General features: G+C 66.9%; 16 protein-coding genes and 1 pseudogene. 10 read left to right on the top strand and 7 right to left on the bottom strand.

Translation table 11 applies throughout. The annotated features are described in order from the left end of the window. Positions 1-46 precede the first annotated feature (46 nt). On the bottom strand, positions 47-271 hold the full coding sequence (locus C1922_RS16320) for a CstA-like transporter-associated (seleno)protein (protein ID WP_049467479.1): 225 nt from the start codon (positions 269-271) through the stop codon (positions 47-49). After that, positions 271-2,352, bottom strand: coding sequence for a carbon starvation CstA family protein (locus tag C1922_RS16315; RefSeq protein ID WP_108750721.1), 2,082 nt, complete (start codon positions 2,350-2,352; stop codon positions 271-273). Before C1922_RS16315 ends, C1922_RS16320 begins: the two co-directional genes overlap by 1 nt. 233 nt (positions 2,353-2,585) lie before the next feature. On the opposite strand from C1922_RS16315, the gene C1922_RS16305 reads away from it, so the two are divergent. Continuing rightward, a complete protein-coding gene (locus tag C1922_RS16305; protein ID WP_108750719.1) occupies positions 2,586-3,437 on the top strand; it encodes a pirin family protein in 852 nt (283 codons plus the stop codon). Positions 3,438-3,494: 57 nt separating this feature from the next. On the opposite strand, the gene C1922_RS16300 is transcribed toward C1922_RS16305, so the two are convergent. The 4 genes from C1922_RS16300 to C1922_RS16285 form a co-directional block, all read right to left on the bottom strand. After that, positions 3,495-3,953 carry a hypothetical protein gene (locus C1922_RS16300; protein WP_108750718.1) on the bottom strand — a complete coding sequence of 153 codons (459 nt, stop codon included), beginning with the start codon at positions 3,951-3,953 and terminating at the stop codon, positions 3,495-3,497. Positions 3,954-4,152: 199 nt separating this feature from the next. Further along, a complete protein-coding gene (aqpZ, locus tag C1922_RS16295) occupies positions 4,153-4,872 on the bottom strand; it encodes an aquaporin Z (protein WP_108750717.1) in 720 nt (239 codons plus the stop codon). Positions 4,873-4,977: 105 nt separating this feature from the next. Continuing rightward, a complete protein-coding gene (locus C1922_RS16290; protein ID WP_108751630.1) occupies positions 4,978-5,841 on the bottom strand; it encodes a pirin family protein in 864 nt (287 codons plus the stop codon). Positions 5,842-6,392: 551 nt separating this feature from the next. Continuing rightward, positions 6,393-8,456: a 3-hydroxyacyl-CoA dehydrogenase NAD-binding domain-containing protein gene (locus C1922_RS16285; RefSeq protein ID WP_108750716.1), complete on the bottom strand. Its 2,064-nt coding sequence runs from the start codon at positions 8,454-8,456 to the stop codon at positions 6,393-6,395. Positions 8,457-8,690: 234 nt separating this feature from the next. On the opposite strand from C1922_RS16285, the gene rpoE reads away from it, so the two are divergent. The 9 genes from rpoE to recO all read left to right on the top strand — a co-directional run bounded on the left by rpoE (position 8,691) and on the right by recO (position 17,335). Further along, the gene (gene rpoE, locus C1922_RS16280; RefSeq protein WP_108750715.1) at positions 8,691-9,311 is read left to right on the top strand and encodes an RNA polymerase sigma factor RpoE; all 621 of its coding nucleotides are present in this window, start codon (positions 8,691-8,693) and stop codon (positions 9,309-9,311) included. Beyond that, positions 9,308-10,177 carry a sigma-E factor negative regulatory protein gene (locus C1922_RS16275; RefSeq protein ID WP_108750714.1) on the top strand — a complete coding sequence of 290 codons (870 nt, stop codon included), beginning with the start codon at positions 9,308-9,310 and terminating at the stop codon, positions 10,175-10,177. Before rpoE ends, C1922_RS16275 begins: the two co-directional genes overlap by 4 nt. Positions 10,178-10,256: 79 nt before the next feature. Further along, positions 10,257-11,789 carry a DegQ family serine endoprotease gene (locus C1922_RS16270; protein WP_108750713.1) on the top strand — a complete coding sequence of 511 codons (1,533 nt, stop codon included), beginning with the start codon at positions 10,257-10,259 and terminating at the stop codon, positions 11,787-11,789. Positions 11,790-11,966: 177 nt separating this feature from the next. Then, positions 11,967-13,760, top strand: coding sequence for a translation elongation factor 4 (gene lepA / locus C1922_RS16265; RefSeq protein ID WP_164272953.1), 1,794 nt, complete (start codon positions 11,967-11,969; stop codon positions 13,758-13,760). Between the two features lie 54 nt (positions 13,761-13,814). Next, the gene (lepB, locus tag C1922_RS16260) at positions 13,815-14,609 is read left to right on the top strand and encodes a signal peptidase I (RefSeq protein ID WP_108750711.1); all 795 of its coding nucleotides are present in this window, start codon (positions 13,815-13,817) and stop codon (positions 14,607-14,609) included. A gap of 41 nt (positions 14,610-14,650) precedes the next feature. Beyond that, the gene (locus tag C1922_RS16255) at positions 14,651-15,034 is read left to right on the top strand and encodes a DUF4845 domain-containing protein (RefSeq protein WP_108750710.1); all 384 of its coding nucleotides are present in this window, start codon (positions 14,651-14,653) and stop codon (positions 15,032-15,034) included. Then, the gene (gene rnc, locus C1922_RS16250) at positions 15,024-15,704 is read left to right on the top strand and encodes a ribonuclease III (RefSeq protein ID WP_108750709.1); all 681 of its coding nucleotides are present in this window, start codon (positions 15,024-15,026) and stop codon (positions 15,702-15,704) included. The genes C1922_RS16255 and rnc overlap by 11 nt, the downstream gene beginning before the upstream one ends. Next, on the top strand, positions 15,701-16,597 hold the full coding sequence (gene era, locus C1922_RS16245; protein WP_108750708.1) for a GTPase Era: 897 nt from the start codon (positions 15,701-15,703) through the stop codon (positions 16,595-16,597). Before rnc ends, era begins: the two co-directional genes overlap by 4 nt. An 18-nt stretch (positions 16,598-16,615) precedes the next feature. Further along, positions 16,616-17,335 carry a DNA repair protein RecO gene (gene recO / locus C1922_RS16240; protein WP_108750707.1) on the top strand — a complete coding sequence of 240 codons (720 nt, stop codon included), beginning with the start codon at positions 16,616-16,618 and terminating at the stop codon, positions 17,333-17,335. Between the two features lie 223 nt (positions 17,336-17,558). On the opposite strand, the pseudogene C1922_RS16235 reads toward recO, so the two are convergent. After that, positions 17,559-17,659, bottom strand: a pseudogene (locus C1922_RS16235) (IS110 family transposase); the annotation flags it as partial.

The raw sequence follows: 17,659 nt of genomic DNA, 5'->3' as shown, positions 1-17,659 counted from the left end.
GGATCGGCGGGGGCCGGGCTGCAAGCCCGGCACCCACCCAAAAGCCTCAGCAGCAGCGCCCGCCGTTGCGGCCGCCGTATCGCGCTTCCTGTCGCTCGCGGAAGAATGTCTTGTAGTCCATCGGCTCCTGATCCGGATGCTTTTCCAGCATGTGCCGGACGTAGTTGTCGTAATCAGGAATCCCACAGCACAGCCGCGCGGTCTGCACCAGGCGCCGCCAGATGCGGCGGTGCGCCTGGTACTGGCCTACCGGAACCAGTTGGGTACTCATTACAGATCCACCATTTCGTGCGGCTTCAGCGCCACGTACGGGGTCTCGCGGTCGGTCCGCTGCGGGTTGCGACGGGCGGCCAGGATGGTCTTGATCGCATACACCAGCACCGAGGCCACCACCAGCAGGAACAGCGCGGTCAGGCCGGTGTTGACGTAGGCGTTCACCACGATCTGCTGCATCTGCGCCACGGTCTTGGCCGGTGCGGTGATGGTGTCACTGGCAATGGCGGCCTGGTACTTGTGCGCCTGTGCCAGGAAACCCTGCGCCGGGTTGCTGTCGAAGATCTTGATGAAGCCCGCATACGTGGTGCAGATCAGCAGCCACACGGCCGGCACGGCGGTCACCCATGCGTAGCGGTCACGCTTCATCTTGAACAGCACCACCGTGCCCAGCATCAGCGCGATACCGGCCAGCATCTGGTTGGAAATGCCGAACAGCGGCCACAGCGTCTGGATGCCACCGAACGGGTCAACCACGCCGGTGTACAGCAGGTAGCCCCACAGCGCCACGCAGCCGGCCGTGCCGATGATGTTGGCCGTCCACGATTCGGTCTTCTTCAGGGCCGGCACGAAGTTGCCCAGCAGGTCCTGCAGCATGAACCGACCGGCACGGGTACCGGCATCCACGGCGGTCAGGATGAACAGCGCTTCGAACAGGATCGCAAAGTGGTACCAGAACGCCATCATCGCGTCGCTGCTGCTGGGAATGGCCTCGTGCAGGATCTGCGCGATGCCCACCGCCAGCGTGGGCGCACCACCGGCGCGGTGCAGGATGGTCGGTTCACCGATCGCCGCGGCCGTGGCATTCAATTGTTCCGGGGTGATGGTGAAGCCCCAGGTATTGGTGATGTAGTGCGCGGCCGAAACGGCGTCGGCACCGATCACCGCTGCCGGGCTGTTCATGGCGAAGTAGATGCCCGGATCGATGATCGAGGCGGCCACCAGCGCCATCACCGCCACGAACGATTCCATCAGCATGCCGCCGTAGCCGATGTAGCGCATGTGCGCTTCATTGGCCAGCAGCTTGGGCGTGGTGCCCGAGGAAATCAGGGCATGGAAGCCGGACACCGCGCCGCAGGCGATGGTGATGAACAGGAACGGGAACATGCCGCCCTTCCACACCGGACCGTCACCGCTGGCGGCGAACTGGGTCAGCGCCGGCATCTTCAGTTCCGGCATCACCACCACGATACCGATGGCCAGCGCGATGATCGTGCCGATCTTCAGGAAGGTCGACAGGTAGTCGCGCGGGGCCAGCAGCAGCCACACTGGCAGCACCGAAGCGACGAAACCATAGCCGATCAGCATCCAGGTGATCTGGGTACCGGTGAAGGTGAACGCCGGGCCCCAGACCGGGTCGGCCGCCACCTTGCCGCCGAACCAGATCGCGGCCAGCAGCAGGATCAGGCCCACCACGGAAATCTCACCGATCTTGCCCGGCCGGATGTAGCGCATGTACACGCCCATCAGGATCGCGATGGGCATCGTGGCGATCACCGTGAACATGCCCCACGGGCTTTCCGCCAGCGCCTTCACCACCACCATGGCCAGCACCGCCAGGATGATGATCATGATCAGGAAGGCACCGAACAGGGCGATGGTGCCGGGCACCTGGCCCATTTCCTCGCGCACCAGGTCACCCAGCGAGCGGCCGTTGCGGCGGCTGGACAGGAACAGGACCATGAAGTCCTGCACCGCGCCGGCCAGCACAACGCCCACCACCAGCCACAGCAGGCCGGGCAGGTAGCCCATCTGCGCGGCCAGCACCGGGCCCACCAGCGGGCCCGCGCCGGCAATGGCGGCGAAGTGGTGGCCGAACAGCACGTGTTTGTTGGTTGGTACGTAATCCAGACCGTCGTTGTTGATCACCGCCGGGGTGGCCCGGGTCGGATCGAGCTGCATCACCTTGTTGGCGATGAACAGGCTGTAGTAGCGATAGGCGACCAGATACAGCGATACCGCGGCCACCACGATCCACAGTGCGTTGATGTGTTCGCCGCGGCGCAGGGCGACGGTGCCCAGACAGAACGCGCCGAGCAGGGCCAGTGCGGCCCAGCCCAGTTTGGAAAACCCTTTCATGAGGTGCTCTCTCCCGGAAAGACAGTGAAAGAGTCCCGCGTGCCCTTGGCAGGGTCAATGTCCACGGGAGCCTTCTTCGGTAGTACTTTGGTCGAACACAACGCAGGCGATGCCGCGCGGCGGACATGACGCGCGGCAAACACCAGCAATGGAACAATCGGTTGCGGCGCCATCCATTGGCCCGCCGCGCTGCAGCGTCCATCTTCATGTGCATCCATCCCACAGGAGTTGCCATGAGTCTTCCCGAGCCGGTGCGCGTGCTGCGCACGATCCGCGGCATGCCCACGTCCGATGGCGCCGGCGTGCGCCTGACCCGGGTCATCGGCGGCCCCTCGCTGCCGGATCTGGATCCCTTCCTGTTGCTGGATGAATTCGGCACCGACCGCGCCGAGGACTACATCGCCGGTTTCCCGGAACACCCGCACCGGGGCTTCGAGACCGTCACCTACATGCTGGACGGGCGCATGCGGCATCGCGACAACCACGGCAACGAAGGCCTGCTGACCCCGGGCAGCGTGCAGTGGATGACCGCCGGCCGCGGCCTGGTGCATTCGGAAATGCCCGAGCAGGAAAGCGGGCAGATGCGTGGCTTCCAGCTGTGGGTGAACCTGCCGGCGCGGGACAAGATGACCGACCCGAAATACCAGGAGTTCGCGCCCGAGCGCATTCCGGTGGTGCAGCCGGCCGACGGCGTGCAGGTGAAGGTGATCGCCGGTACGGTCGATGGCACCGCAGGGCCGATCGCGCAGCCGGCCACCGATCCGGTCTACCTGGATATCACCCTGGAGCCTGATCGCGCCTGGACCTATACGCTGCCGGAAGGCCACAACGCCTTTGCCTACGTGTTCGAAGGTGCGCTGACCGTGGGTGAGCAGGATGCGGCGCGCGATGTGGCGCGGCAGGAACTGGCCGTGCTCGGCGGTGGCGAGCAGCTGCACGTGTCGGCCGGTGCCGAGGGCGCGCGCTTGATCCTTGTTGCGGGCCGTCCGCTGCGCGAGCCGGTCATGCGCCATGGGCCGTTCGTGATGAACACCCGGCAGGAACTGATGCAGGCCTTCGTCGATTTCCAGGAAGGCCGCTTCTGAGCGGAAGCGCCGGGCGGGACGGCGGGGAGGCTGCCAGGCAGTCATCCCCGCGCGCATTCAGCGGCCGTCGGCCACGGCAGTGGGGTTCAGGCTCATGCCCTGCGCCAGCTGCTGCAGGTTGCCCATTTCCTGGGTGCTGCCCGGGTACAGGGCGATCTGCGCGTAACGGCCCTTGTCCAGCTTGACCACGCTGATGCGGCGCTCGGCATAGCCGGGGGGCTGCTGGCCGCCCAGGTCGGGCCTGTACCAGTACATCGATTCACCGCCGAAGCTGCCCTTTTCCTCGCGCAGCGATCGGCTGAGTGGAATGTTGGGATCGCGTTGGCTCAGCATCAGGCTCAGCACTTCGCGGCCGTCGGCGGTGCTGGCGCGGCAGATCAGGAAATCGCTCTGCACCTGCTGCTGCCATTGCAGGCCACTGCTGGCCGGCAGCGTAGGACAGTCAACCGGCGCCTGTGCGGCGGCGTTGGCCGCGGCAAACAACAGGCTCGACAACAGAACAGGCACGAACTTCATGCATTCCCCCAAAGTGGTGTGGCCTAGAGTCCCCGCCGATGGCACTGGCGGCGCGGGCATCCCATCCCCGGATGCCGACGTTCCCGGCACGTGCACGGGAGGTCAAGCCGACCTTAACGGAACGTGAGCGATCCCACAAATTGCGGTTGCAGATGTAACCATTGCGGCCGGGCGACGGCCGCAATGGACGCGGCGGAGATCACCGGTCGGTGCCGACCCACTTGTAGATCATGCCGCCGATCATGCCGCCCAGCAGCGGCGCCACCCAGAACAGCCACAACTGGCCGGTGGCACCGCTGCCGGCGAAGAAAGCCACGGCGGTGGAGCGCGCCGGGTTCACCGACGTGTTGGTGACCGGAATGCTGATCAGATGGATCAGGGTCAGGGCCAGGCCGATGGCCAGCGGCGCAAAGCCGGCCGGGGCCTTGCCGTGCGTGCTGCCCATGATCACCACCAGGAATACGGCGGTCAGCACCACTTCGCACAGGAAGGCGGCCGCCACGCTGTAGCCGCCCGGCGACAGTACGCCGTACCCATTGCTGGCGAACGCGCCGGCCTGGCTGCCATCAATGGCAAAGCCGCTGGCACCGGACGCAATCTGCAGCAGGATGAAGCCCGCCAGCAGGCCACCGACGCACTGGGCCATGATGTACGGCAGCAGATCGCGGGCCGGGAAGCGGCCACCGGCCCAGAGGCCGACGCTGACGGCCGGATTGAAATGCGCGCCCGACACATGGCCGAAGGCATAGGCACCGGTAACTACGGTCAGGCCGAACGCCAATGCCACGCCCAGGAAACCAATACCCAGCGGATTGCCGTCGCCGCCGAACTTGGCCGCCAGCACCGCGCTGCCACACCCGCCCAACACCAGCCAGAACGTGCCGAGGAATTCGGCGGCCAAGCGCTTGCCCATGCCCATGACGTGCACTCCATTGAGGCGCGCGGATGCGTGCGGTCGCATTGAAGTGGGCGGCCGGTGATGAACATGTGTACAACGCGTAGAGTCGAGCGTGCTCGACTGCCGTCAATACTGCGGCAACGGAATGAATTCCTTGTCGTCACCCGGGATCGTGCCGAAGCGACCGGCTTCCCAATCGTGCTTGGCCTGTTCGATGCGTTCCTTGGAACTGGACACGAAGTTCCACCACAGGTGCCGCGGCCCATCCAGCGGTTCGCCGCCGAACAGCATGGCCTTCACCGGCGTTTTTGCGCGCAGGCGGCCGATGGCGCCGGCTTCGGGGATGACCAGATGCTGGGCGGGAATGTCCACGCCATCCAGCTGGGCCTGGCCTTCCAGGATGTACAGCGCACGTTCGCGGTGGCCATTGTCGATGTCGATCTCGGCATCGGGGTCCAGGTCGATGGCCACGTTCAAGGTATCGGCGAAGACCTTCACAGGCGACTCCTCGCCATAGGCGCGACCGGCGATCACCCGCAGCCAGACGCCGTTGCGGCGCTGTTCGGGCAGGGTGGCGGCGGCGTGGTGGTAGAAGGCTGGTTCGATTTCTTCATGCGACTTCGGCAGCGCCACCCAGGTCTGCATGCCATGGATCGGATTGTCGTGGCCGCGATCCGGCGGCGGCGTGCGCTCGGAATGGGCGATGCCGCGGCCGGCGGTCATCCAGTTCACATCGCCAGGGCGGATCACCTGGTCCGAGCCCAGCGTATCGCGGTGGCCGATGGCGCCGGACCACAGGTAGGTCACCGTGGCCAGGCCGATATGCGGGTGCGGGCGCACGTCGATGGCGGTGCCGGGGTGCATGATGGCCGGGCCCATCTGGTCGACGAACACGAACGAACCGATGCTGCGGGCCTGCAGCGTGGGGACGGCGCGGCGCACTTCCAGGCCGCCGATGTCGTGGACGCGCGGGGCGATGATGGTGGTCATGCGGGCGTTCTCGCTGGCAGGAATCAAGGGCGCCAGCATGGCACGCCGTGGTGACGGCTACATGCCCCATGCGGGTAACAGCCTGTTCCGTAGCGTCGAGCCTGCTCGACGGGGTTCCCGCCAACGGCGCAGCCCCTCGTGGCTGGGCGTGCTGCGAATTTCGTGTTGGGCCGGGGCGGGTTGGGGGCGCGGGACACGCCGTGAATCCGTCCCTGGAGGCTCGTAGGCGCCATCCATGGCGCCTGCGGTCCCGCGCCCCCAACCCGCCCCGGCCCCTGAGGGTTTCCGTGCGCGTCAGCCACGGAAAAGAAAAAAGAAAATCAAAATCAAACGCCGGTCGCTTCGCTCGCATCCACGCAGGCGTGGACCAAGCGTGTCGACCAAGGTCGACACCTGCCGGAACCGGAGTTCACTTACCGTCACCGGAAAACTGTCGGGGGTTTACGGCGTGTCCTGCAAGGCCACACCGCCCCGCCCAGCAAATAGAAAAGCCAGAGCCGGCTGTTGCTGTTGCCTCTGCGGGTGCCGGGCGGCAGGCCCGGCCGACCAACTCACACCACCGGTTCGCGCAGGGCGGGGTTGTCCCAGCCCGGGCGCGGGGCGAAGCGGTCGCCATGGCGCTGCTGCAACGCCTTCAGCCGCTCGACGATCGCATCGGCGCCCACCGTGCGGATGTGCTGGATCGGGCCGCCACGGAACGGGGCGAAACCGGTGCCGAAGATCACACCCGCATCCAGCAGGTCCGCATCGGCCACCACGCCTTCGTGCAGGCAGGCCACCGCCTCGTTCAACAGCGGCAGGATCAGGCGGTCTTCCAGATCGGTCGGGGCCTGGTAGTTGCTGGCCACGTCCGGCTTCTTCGGCTTGCCGTTTTCCCAGGTGTAAATGCCCTGGCCGTCCTTCTTGCCGCGCTTGTCCGGCTCCACCGTCTGCAGCGCCGCCGGAATCTGCAGGCCCAGGAACGGGGCCAGTTCACGGCCCACGCCGGCGGCCACGTCCAGACCCACCGTGTCGATCAGCTCGATCGGCCCCATCGGCATACCGAACTTCACCGCCGCCTTGTCGATCACCGGGCCGGGAACGCCTTCGGCATAGGCAGTGGCCGCTTCCAGCATGTACGGGAACAGCACGCGGTTGACCAGGAAGCCCGGGCTGCCGGCCACCGGCACCGGGAACTTGCCCAGCGCCTTGCAGAACGCGGCCAGGCGGCGCTCGGTCTCCGCTGCCATGCCGTCGTGGTGGATGATTTCCACCAGCGGCATCTGCGCCACCGGGTTGAAGTAGTGCAGGCCGGCAAACTGCGCCGGGCGCTGGATGTGGTCGCGCAGTTCCACCAGCGGAATCGACGAGGTGTTGGTGGTCAGCAGGGCGTCCAGCTTCATCCTCGGTTCCAGCGTCTGGTACAGCGCACGCTTGGCCTCGGGGTTCTCGATGATGGCCTCGATCACCAGATCGGCCTCGGCCACGCCGTTGCCCTCCAGGTCGGCACGCAGTCGCGCGGCCACCGCCGGGCGCTTGCTCTCGTCGCGCACCTTCTTGGCAAACAACGCCTGGGCCCGCTCCATCGCCGGGTCGATGAAACGCTGCTCGCGGTCCTGCAGGGTCACCTCGAAACCCTTGTAGGCGGCCCAGGCGGCAATGTCACCGCCCATCACGCCGGCACCGACCACGTGCACGTGGCGGATGCCGGAATCACCGCTGCCCAGGCCTTTCAGGCGCTCGGTCAGGAAGAAGATGCGGATCAGGTTGCGCGCGGTCGGCGTACTGGCCAGCTTCACCACCGCGCGGCGCTCGGCATCCAGGCGTGCCTGGATCGGCTTGCCGCCGCTGCGCTGCCAGGTGCTGATCAGCGCATACGGCGCCGGGTACTGGTCCTTCTTTGCCTTGCGGGCAACCTGCTTGACCATCTGCGGTGCCAGCAGCGTGCGCGCCAGCCAGGTGTTGGTGGCCCACGCGGTCGCGCGCTGCTTCAACGGCCGAGTGGTGCCGGACAGGGCCAGCGCCACGGCGGTATCGAGCAACACGGCCGGTGCCACCACCTTGTCAACCAGGCCGATGCCACGGGCAGCCGACGCCGACAGCGTGCGGCCGGTCAGCATCAGGTCCATCGCCGCCGGGGCGCCAACCAGCTGCGGCAGGCGGGCGCTGCCACCCCAGCCCGGGAAGATGCCCAGCTGGGTCTCCGGCAGGCCGATGCGGGTGCTGCTGTCATTGGACGCCACACGGTAGCGGCAGGCCAGCGCCAGTTCGGTGCCGCCGCCCAGGCAATGGCCATGAATGGCCGCCACGGTGGGGCAGGGCAGCTCGGCCAGCTTCTGGTAAGTGGACTGGCCGCGGCGGATGGCATCGTTCACGGTGCCGCGGCGGTCGAATTCCTGGAACTCCTTCAGGTCGGCACCGGCAATGAAGCCGGCCTTCTTCGCCGACTGGATCACCACGCCCTTGGGCGGGTCCAGGGCGATGCGTTCGAGCAGGTCGCCCAGTTCCAGCAGCACGTCCTGCGACATCGCGTTGACGCTGGTGTCCTGACGATCCAGGGTAAGGATCACCACGCCGTCTTCACGGATTTCGGGGTGCCAGTGGCTGAAGCGGAGCCCATCGAAGCCTGAGAGCATGGACGTTCCATCCGGTTGTGTATGGAGAAGCGGCTATGATCCAGAGGTTGTTTCCCCCGCGTCAAATCCCAATAGGAGGGGTAGGCGACCCCGGACCCATGGCCGTGGAACCGGACGCTAGCGGAACGGTGGTTAAAAGCTGGTGCGGCGCCGGGTGATCGGCGACTGAACTTTTCCCGGGATTGGCAGTCTCATTGCCCGACGTCGGTTGGGCTGACAGGAGTGCGGCCCCTCATGGCCGAGGTTGAAACACCACAGGAGCTGGATCTGGAACTGGTCCGGCGCGTGCAGCACGGCGAGAGCGCCGCGTTCGATGTCCTGGTGCGCAAGTACCAGCATCGCGTGGTGGCCCTTGTCGGTCGCTACATCGCCGACTGGAGCGAATGTCAGGACGTGGCCCAGGACACTTTCATGCGCGCCTATCGCGCAATAGGAAGCTTCCGCGGCGACGCCCAGTTCTCAACCTGGTTGCATCGGATCGCCGTGAACACTGCCAAAAACTACCTGGCTTCACACAATCGACGCCCGCCCACCGATGACATCGACATCGGTGATGCCGAGCAGTTCGACAGCGGCACCCGTCTGCGCGACACCGACACGCCCGAACGCGAGTTGATGCGCCAGGAGCTGGAACAGACGGTGATGAAGGCCGTCAACGCGCTGCCGGAAGAACTCCGGTCGGCGATCACCCTGCGCGAGGTGGAAGGCCTGAGCTACGAGGAAATCGCGCAGAAGATGGGGTGCCCGATCGGCACCGTGCGTTCGCGGATCTTCCGGGCGCGCGAGGCGATCGACACTGAACTCCGGCCGCTGCTGGACATCGGCAGCGCCACCCGCGAGAAGAGCCGCGTATGACCAGTAACCCGTTGAACGAATCGCATAACCATCAATCCCCGGCCGGGCAGCGCCTGGACCAGCGCCACCGCGAACAGTTGTCGGCCCTGGTCGATGGCGAGCTGGGCGCCGACGAGGCGCGCTTCCTGCTGCGCCGCATGGAACATGATCCGGAACTGGCCGGCTGCCAGGAACGCTGGCAGCTGCTGGGCGATGTGATGCGTGGCCAGGCCTCGCTGCTGGCCCCGGCCGGTTTCAGTGAACGCGTGGCCGCGGCGATTGCCGCCGAACCCGCGCCGGTGGCCGAACCGCGCCGGCAGGTGCGTCGCACTGGCTGGCGTGCCTGGGGCGGCGGTGCCGCACTGGCGGCCTCGGTGGCCGCCGTGGCCCTGTTCATGGGCGGCGAAAAGCTGCAGACCCCCGCACCCGGCGAAGCCCTGGCCCCCCAGGTGGTGGCCAGCCAGGCCGAACTGGCGCCCACTGCCGAACCGGTGACCGAAGCGTCGGCAGACAGCGCCGCGATGGCCGTCGCCGCTGTGCCGGCGGTGGCCATGGCCGCCAGCCGCCGCCAGGATGCCCGCCGTGCCAGTGCCACCCGCAGCCAGCAGGCCGCACGCGTGGCCCAGCGTGACGAAGCGCCGCAGCGTGCCGTCGCCACCGCCACAACGCCGCTGGTGCTGTCGGTGCCCGCTGCCAACGCGCGCCATCTGCCCTTCGGCGATGTCGGCAGCCTGCAGGCACGGCCCTGGCCGAAGTCCAGCCTGGCCCCGGCCGGCGGCAGCGCCCTCAACGCCAGCTTCCCGGCCGCGTCCGCTGGCGCCGCGTTCTATCCCTTCGAGCCGCGCCTGCAGGACGATCTGCCGGCGCCGCCCCGCCCGCGCGACTGACCTGGAGCGCGCCGGTCCACGCCCCGCCGCTGGCGGGGCGCCTCTCCCGTTTTCCATCCGATCCGGAGGTTGCCGTTCGATGACTGCCCGATTCCGTACCCATGCCATGGGCCTGCTGGTGATGACCCTGCCGTTGATGGCCTGCGCGCAGGCGCCGTCACCGGCCGCCCCGGCGCAGCCGGTCGCAGCGGCGGCCGCCCCCCGCGCACCGGCGCAGCCGCTGGTCAGTGGCCTGCCCGATTTCACCAACCTGGTCGAACAGGTCGGCCCGGGCGTGGTCAACGTCGATACCACCATCGTGCGCCAGAACCGCCAGGCGCGCGGCGGCATGGGCCCCGGCGACGACGAGATGCCCGAATTCTTCCGCCGCTTCTTCGGTCCGGACTTCCCGATGCCGGGGCAGGGTGGGGGCGACAGCGGGCCCAGCATCAAGGGCCGTGGCATGGGCTCGGGCTTCATCATCTCGCCCGACGGCTATGTGCTGACCAACTACCACGTGGTGGCCGATGCCAGCGAGGTGAAGGTCAAGCTGGGTGACAGCCGCGAGTTCACCGCCAAGGTGGTCGGCAGCGACCAGCAGTACGACGTGGCCCTGCTGAAGATCGAAGGCAAGAACCTGCCGACCGTGCGCGTGGGCGATTCCAATACCCTGAAGCCGGGCCAGTGGGTGGTCGCGATCGGTTCGCCGTTCGGCCTGGACCACTCGGTCACCGCGGGCATCGTCAGTGCGCTCGGCCGCAGCACCGGTGGCACCGACCAGCGCTACGTGCCCTTCATCCAGACCGACGTGGCGATCAACCAGGGCAATTCCGGTGGCCCGCTGCTGAACACCCGCGGTGAAGTGGTCGGCATCAATTCGCAGATCTTCTCCGCCTCGGGCGGCTACATGGGCATCAGCTTCGCGATCCCGATCGACCTGGCGATGAGCGCGGTCGAGCAGATCAAGAAGAGTGGCAAGGTCACCCGTGGCCAGCTGGGTGCGGTGGTCGAGCAGGTCGATTCGCTCAAGGCGCAGGGCCTGGGCCTGCCCGACAGCCGTGGCGCCCTGGTCAACCAGATCGTGCCGGGCAGCGCCGCGGCCAAGGCCGGTGTGCAACTGGGTGACGTGATCCGCTCGGTCAATGGCCGCGCGGTCAACACCTGGTCCGATCTGCCGCCGCTGATCGGTGCCATGGCGCCGGGCAGCAAGGTGACCCTGGTGGTCTACCGCGACGGCAAGCCGCGTGAGCTCAGCGCCACCCTGACCGCGCTGACCGAAGACGGCCAGGCCGACGGCCGTGGTACGTCCACCGCCGACGCCGACGCGCCCCCGCAGACCGGTGCCAACGCCCTGCTGGGCCTGGACGTGACCGAGCTGACCGCACCGCAGCGCAAGCAGCTCGGCCTGGATGCGGGCGAGGGCGTGCGCATTACCGGGGTGAAGGGTGAAGGTGCCCGCGATGCCGGCCTGTCGCCGGGCATGGTCATCCTGCGTGTCGGCAACACCCCGGTCGGCCGCGTCGACGCGCTCAACCGCGCGCTGTCCGGCTACAAGAAGGGAGACGTGGTCCTGCTGCTGGTGCGTGCCAACAGCGGCAACAGCGCCTTCGTGGCGGTCAAGGCCGGCCAGTAAGGCCTTCACGGCCGCCCCCGGCGGCCCTGGCAATCCCCCGAAGCCCCGCTCTGGCGGGGCTTCGGCCATTTCCAGCCGCCCAACGAGCGCGCCCAAGCGGGCAGGCCCCGGGCATGCGATAATCCACCGTTACCCTGACGACGCCGCGCGCCGCCGCCACCTATGTCTTCTGATTCGATGCGGAACATCCGCAACTTCTCCATCATTGCCCACGTCGACCACGGCAAGTCCACGCTGGCCGATCGCATCATCCAGCTCTGTGGCGGCCTGCAGGCCCGCGAGATGGAAGCGCAGGTGCTCGACTCCAACCCGATCGAGCGCGAGCGTGGCATCACCATCAAGGCCCAGTCGGTGTCGCTGCCGTACCTGGCCAAGGATGGGCAGACCTACCACCTGAACTTCATCGACACCCCCGGCCACGTCGACTTCTCCTATGAAGTCAGCCGTTCGCTGGCCGCCTGCGAAGGCGCGTTGCTGGTGGTCGATGCCGCCCAGGGCGTGGAAGCACAGTCGGTGGCCAACTGCTACACCGCCGTCGAGCAGGGCCTGGAAGTGGTGCCGGTCATCAACAAGATCGACCTGCCCACCGCCGATATCGAACGCGCCAAGGCCGAGATCGAGGCCGTGATCGGCATCGACGCCGCCGACGCCGTGCCGGTCAGTGCCAAGACCGGCCTGAACGTGCAGGACGTGCTGGAAGCCATCGTGCACCGCATTCCGGCACCGCAGCCGCGCGACACCGACAAGCTGCAGGCGCTGATCATCGATTCCTGGTTCGACAACTACCTGGGCGTGGTCTCGCTGGTGCGCGTCATGCAGGGCCAGATCAAGGCCGGCGACAAGCTGCAGGTCATGTCCACCGGCCGTACCCACCAGGTCGACAACGTCGGCGTGTTCACGCCGAAGCGGAAAGTGCTGCCGGCGCTGCGTGCCGGTGAAGTGGGCTGGGTCACCGCCAGCATCAAGGACGTGCACGGCGCACCGGTGGGCGACACCCTCACCCTGGCCGCCGATCCGGCGCCCAAGCCGCTGCCGGGCTTCCAGGAAATGCAGCCGCGCGTGTTCGCCGGCCTGTTCCCGGTCGATGCCGAGGACTACCCGGACCTGCGCGAAGCGCTGGACAAGCTGCGCCTGAACGACGCCGCGCTGCGCTTCGAGCCGGAAAGCTCCGAAGCGATGGGCTTCGGTTTCCGCTGCGGCTTCCTGGGCATGCTGCACATGGAAATCGTGCAGGAGCGCCTGGAGCGCGAATACAACCTGGACCTGATCAGCACCGCGCCGACGGTGGTCTACGAGGTCCTGAAGACCGACGGCACCATCATCAACATGGACAACCCGGCCAAGCTGCCGCCGGTGAACCATGTGGAAGAGATCCGCGAGCCGATCATCCGCGCCAACGTGCTCACCCCCGAGGAGTACATCGGCAACATCATCAAGCTGTGCGAAGAAAAGCGCGGCAGCCAGATCGGCATCAACTACCTGGGCAGCCAGGTGCAGATCAGCTACGAGCTGCCGATGGCCGAAGTGGTGCTGGACTTCTTCGACAAACTGAAGTCGGTCAGCCGTGGCTATGCCTCGCTGGACTACCACTTCGTGCGTTTCGACGCCGGCCCGTTCGTGCGCGTGGACGTGCTGATCAACGGTGACAAGGTCGACGCCCTGTCGCTGATCGTGCACCGCAGCCATGCCGACCGCCGCGGCCGCGAGCTGTGCGAAAAGATGAAGGACCTGATCCCGCGCCAGCAGTTCGACGTGGCCATCCAGGCCGCCGTCGGCTCGCAGATCATCGCCCGCACCACGGTCAAGGCCATGCGCAAGAACGTGCTGGCCAAGTGCTATGGTGGCGACGTTTCGCGCAAGAAGAAGCTTCTGGAAAAGCAGAAGGAAGGCAAGAAGCGCATGAAGCAGGTGGGCCGCGTGGAAATTCCGCAGGAAGCCTTCCTGGCCGTGCTGCAGATGGACAACAAGTAAGCCCGCAGCGGCCCTTCGGGGCCGTTCGTCCGGTGACGTTGCAAAGGACCCTGAATGAAACTGTTTGAGATCCTCCTGGTCGTACTGACCCTGGCCTCGGGCCTGATCCTGCTTGCCGAAAAGCTGTACTTCGCCAAGCGCCGTGCCCAGCGCGCCGGCCTGCTCGACACCGAGCCGGTGCTGGTGGATTACTCTCGCGCCTTCTTCCCGGTGCTGGCCATCGTGCTGGTAGTGCGCAGTTTCATTGCCGAGCCGTACAAGATTCCGTCCAGCTCGATGATGCCCAACCTGCTGATCGGTGATTTCATCCTGGTCAACAAGTTCTCCTACGGCCTGCGCCTGCCGATCAGCAACACCAAGTTCGTACCGGTGGGCGAGCCCTCGCGCGGCGACGTGGTGGTGTTCCACTTCCCCGGCCACAGCGACAACGATCCGGCCAAGGGCGAGAACTTCATCAAGCGCGTGATCGGCGTGCCGGGCGATACGGTGTCCTTCGACGGCGACAGCGTCACCCTCAACGGCGAAGCGCTGAAGTATGACAACAAGGGCATCTACGCCGGCCACCGTGGTCAGGGCGAAGGCGCCAATTTGCTGGTCGAGCACCTGCCGGGCCGGACCCATACCGTGCTGGAGACCGATTTCCCGCGCGGCCAGGGCCAGTGGACCGTGCCGGCTGGTAAATATCTGGTGATGGGCGACAATCGCGACAACAGCGACGACGGCCGGTTCTGGGGCCTGCTGCCGGAAGAAAACCTGCGCGGCAAGGCCTTCCTGATCTGGCTGAACTGCTCGGGCTGGTTCTGCAAGGACGGCTTCGAACCGTCGCGTATCGGTTCGGGCATCAACTGAAACTGACTTCACATCCATTCGCGTATCTGGGGAGAAACGCCATGAAGACGATGAACACGCAGCGCGGCATGACTTTGACCTCGTTCCTGGTCGTACTGGCCGTGGTCGGGTTCTTCCTGTACATCGGCATGAAGCTGTTCCCGATGTACCAGGAGTACTACTCGGTGCGTTCGGCCATGAAGAGCCTGGCGGCCGAGCCCAACGTGGGCACCATGGCGCCGGCGCAGATCCAGGACCTGTTCTTCAAGCGGCTGTACATCAACTACTCGGACAACGTGAAGCCGGCCAACGTCAAGTTCGCCCGACGCGATGGCGGCTGGACCCTTACCGTCAACTACGAAGTGCGCCGCCCGCTGGTCGGCAACCTGGACGTGGTTGGCAAGTTTGAATCGACCCAGGACCTGACCCGTAGCGGTGCCGAATAAACCTTTCCAACGTGGTGACCTGATCGGTCACAGCTTCCGCGATCCGGCCCTGCTGAAGCAGGCGCTGACCCATCGCAGTGCCGGTGCGCCGCACAACGAGCGCCTGGAATTCCTGGGCGACAGCATCGTCAACCAGATGGTGGCCGAGGCCCTGTACCACCGCTGGCCCAAGGCCGACGAGGGCGCGCTCACCCGCGCCCGTGCCGCGCTGGTGCGGGAGGAGGCACTGGCGGTGATCGCGCGCACCCTGCAGCTCGGCGAGCGCCTGATCCTGGGCGCAGGCGAGATGAAATCCGGCGGCCACCGCCGCGACTCGATCCTGGCCGACGCCGTGGAAGCGGTGGTGGCTGCGATCTACCTGGATGGGGGCTTCGAGGCCTGCCGCACGGTGGTGCTGCCCTGGTTCAGTGCCTCCATGGAGGCGCTGCCGGCCACCGGGCGCCCGGAAAAGGACCCCAAGACCCGCCTGCAGGAATGGCTGCAGGCCCGACAGAAGGCGTTGCCGCAGTACGAACTGGTGTCAGAATCCGGTGACGACCACGCCAAGCACTTCCGGGTACGCTGCAACGTAGCCGACCCCGCCGCCAGCATCGAGGGCGAAGGCTCCTCGCGGCGGATTGCCGAACAACAGGCGGCTGCGGCCGTCCTTGAACAACTGGATTCCAAGTGAGCGAACAGATTCCCCATCATTGCGGCAGTGTGGCCGTCATCGGCCGCCCGAACGTGGGCAAGTCGACCCTGACCAATGCGCTGGTCGGCGCCAAGGTCAGTATCGTCTCCAACCGCCCGCAGACCACGCGCCACCGCCTGCTGGGCATCGCCACCTATCCCGAAGGCCAGCTGGTGCTGGTCGACACCCCCGGGCTGCACAAGGTGCAGAAGCGGGCGATGAACCGGGTGATGAACCGCGCTGCCCGCGGCTCGCTGGAAGGCGTGGACGCCGGCCTGCTGGTGATCGAAGCCGGTCGCTGGGACGAAGAGGACAGCCTGGCCTTCAACGTGCTGCGCGACGCCGGCGTGCCGGTGGTGCTGGTGGTCAACAAGATCGACCGCCTGAAGGACAAGGGCGCGCTGCTGCCGTTCCTGCAGGAAGTCACCAACGGCCGCGATTTCGCCGCCGTGCATCCCATTTCCGCGCAGAAGCGCAACGGCCTGGAAGCGCTGGTGCGCGACGTGCTGAAGCTGCTGCCGGAAGCCCCGCCGATGTTCGGCGAGGACGAGATCACCGACCGCAGCCAGCGTTTCCTGGCCGGCGAACTGGTGCGCGAGCAGCTGATGCGCCAGCTTGGCGAAGAACTGCCGTATGCCACCACGGTGGAAATCGAGCGCTTCACCGAAGACGGCAACCTGCTGCGCATCGGCGCGGTCATCTGGGTCGAGCGCGAGGGCCAGAAGGCCATTGTGATCGGCAAGGGCGGCGCCCGCCTGAAGGAGATCGGGGCCAAGTCGCGCCTGCAGATGGAGCGTTTGTTCGGGGCCAAGGTGTTCCTGGAAACCTGGGTGCGCGTGCGTGAAGGCTGGTCCGACGACGAGGCCGCACTGAAGGCCTTCGGCTACGAATAAGCCGTTGCGGTCGCTTCGATGCTGATCGAGGACGACACCGGGTTCGTGCTGCACGCACGGGCCTACCGCGAGACCAGCCTGCTGGTGGAGGTGCTGAGCGCGCAGCATGGCCGTATCGGCGTGCTGGCGCGCGGGGTCTCCACCGCCAAAGGGCAGGTGCTGCGCGCCGCCCTGCAGCCCCTGCAATGGATTCGCTTCAGCGCCCAGCAGCGCGGTGAGCTGGCGCAGTTGCGCGGTGCCGAGGCGCTGGATGCGGCGCCGCGGCTGGTGGGGCAGGCCATGCTGGCCGGTTTCTACCTGAGTGAACTGACCCTGCGCCTGGCCCCGCGCCAGGACCCGCTGCCCGATCTCTATCTGGCTTACGGCGAAGCGCGCGCGCGGCTGGCGGTCGGGGCCGGCCTGGCCTGGACCCTGCGCCGTTTCGAGCGCGAGCTGCTGGCGGCACTGGGCCTGGGCTTCGATCTGGAAACGGCCAGCGACGGGCAGCCGATCGATCCGGCGGCGCGTTATGCGCTGGACCCGCAGGAGGGTCCGCAGCGGCTGTTGAGCGTGCGTGACGGCGAGCGCAGTGCCGCGGCCACCGGTTCGGCGCTGCTGGCGCTGGGCGCCGACGAAGAACCCGATGCGGCCGACCTGGCCAGCCTGCGGCTGCCGATGCGGCGGGTGCTGGCCCATCACCTGGGCGCACGCGGCCTGAAATCCTGGGAACTGCTGGAGCAGCTGTCCCCCCGCCGCTGAGGGGTTTGTCGGCAGGGCTTGCAGCCCTGCACCCGCTACCGTCAACGTCAACGTCAAAAGCGGGCTATGCGTGGGATGGCGGGGCGGTGTGGGTGGTCAGGACACGCCGCAAGTACGTCCGTGTAGCAACTGTGTTGTGGGATGGGATTTTGGCCGTCTGGCAGACAGACACGGCAAAGCCGGCTGCCGGCCGGCAGCCGCTGCCGTGCGCCCTGGGCGTGCCTCAAGCGGGGATCGGTCCGCTTGAGGCGTCGCGCACGCGGGCGTTGAGAATGACCAGCATCTTCCGCATCACGGCCACGATGGCCACTTTCCCTTCCTTGC

This window comes from Stenotrophomonas sp. ZAC14D2_NAIMI4_7, assembly GCF_003086675.1.
Lineage (GTDB): Bacteria > Pseudomonadota > Gammaproteobacteria > Xanthomonadales > Xanthomonadaceae > Stenotrophomonas.
This window is presented reverse-complemented; position numbering and strand designations above follow the sequence as displayed.

Excerpts from the sequence above, each read along its gene's own strand:
- C1922_RS16320 (WP_049467479.1), bottom strand. The coding sequence starts at position 271 with ATGAGTACCCAACTGGTTCCGGTAGGCCAGTACCAGGCGCACCGCCGC.
- C1922_RS16315 (WP_108750721.1), bottom strand. The coding sequence starts at position 2,352 with ATGAAAGGGTTTTCCAAACTGGGCTGGGCCGCACTGGCCCTGCTCGGC.
- C1922_RS16305 (WP_108750719.1), top strand. The coding sequence starts at position 2,586 with ATGAGTCTTCCCGAGCCGGTGCGCGTGCTGCGCACGATCCGCGGCATG.
- C1922_RS16300 (WP_108750718.1), bottom strand. The coding sequence starts at position 3,953 with ATGAAGTTCGTGCCTGTTCTGTTGTCGAGCCTGTTGTTTGCCGCGGCC.
- aqpZ (WP_108750717.1), bottom strand. The coding sequence starts at position 4,872 with ATGGGCATGGGCAAGCGCTTGGCCGCCGAATTCCTCGGCACGTTCTGG.
- C1922_RS16290 (WP_108751630.1), bottom strand. The coding sequence starts at position 5,841 with ATGACCACCATCATCGCCCCGCGCGTCCACGACATCGGCGGCCTGGAA.
- C1922_RS16285 (WP_108750716.1), bottom strand. The coding sequence starts at position 8,456 with ATGCTCTCAGGCTTCGATGGGCTCCGCTTCAGCCACTGGCACCCCGAA.
- rpoE (WP_108750715.1), top strand. The coding sequence starts at position 8,691 with ATGGCCGAGGTTGAAACACCACAGGAGCTGGATCTGGAACTGGTCCGG.
- C1922_RS16275 (WP_108750714.1), top strand. The coding sequence starts at position 9,308 with ATGACCAGTAACCCGTTGAACGAATCGCATAACCATCAATCCCCGGCC.
- C1922_RS16270 (WP_108750713.1), top strand. The coding sequence starts at position 10,257 with ATGACTGCCCGATTCCGTACCCATGCCATGGGCCTGCTGGTGATGACC.
- lepA (WP_164272953.1), top strand. The coding sequence starts at position 11,967 with ATGCGGAACATCCGCAACTTCTCCATCATTGCCCACGTCGACCACGGC.
- lepB (WP_108750711.1), top strand. The coding sequence starts at position 13,815 with ATGAAACTGTTTGAGATCCTCCTGGTCGTACTGACCCTGGCCTCGGGC.
- C1922_RS16255 (WP_108750710.1), top strand. The coding sequence starts at position 14,651 with ATGAAGACGATGAACACGCAGCGCGGCATGACTTTGACCTCGTTCCTG.
- recO (WP_108750707.1), top strand. The coding sequence starts at position 16,616 with ATGCTGATCGAGGACGACACCGGGTTCGTGCTGCACGCACGGGCCTAC.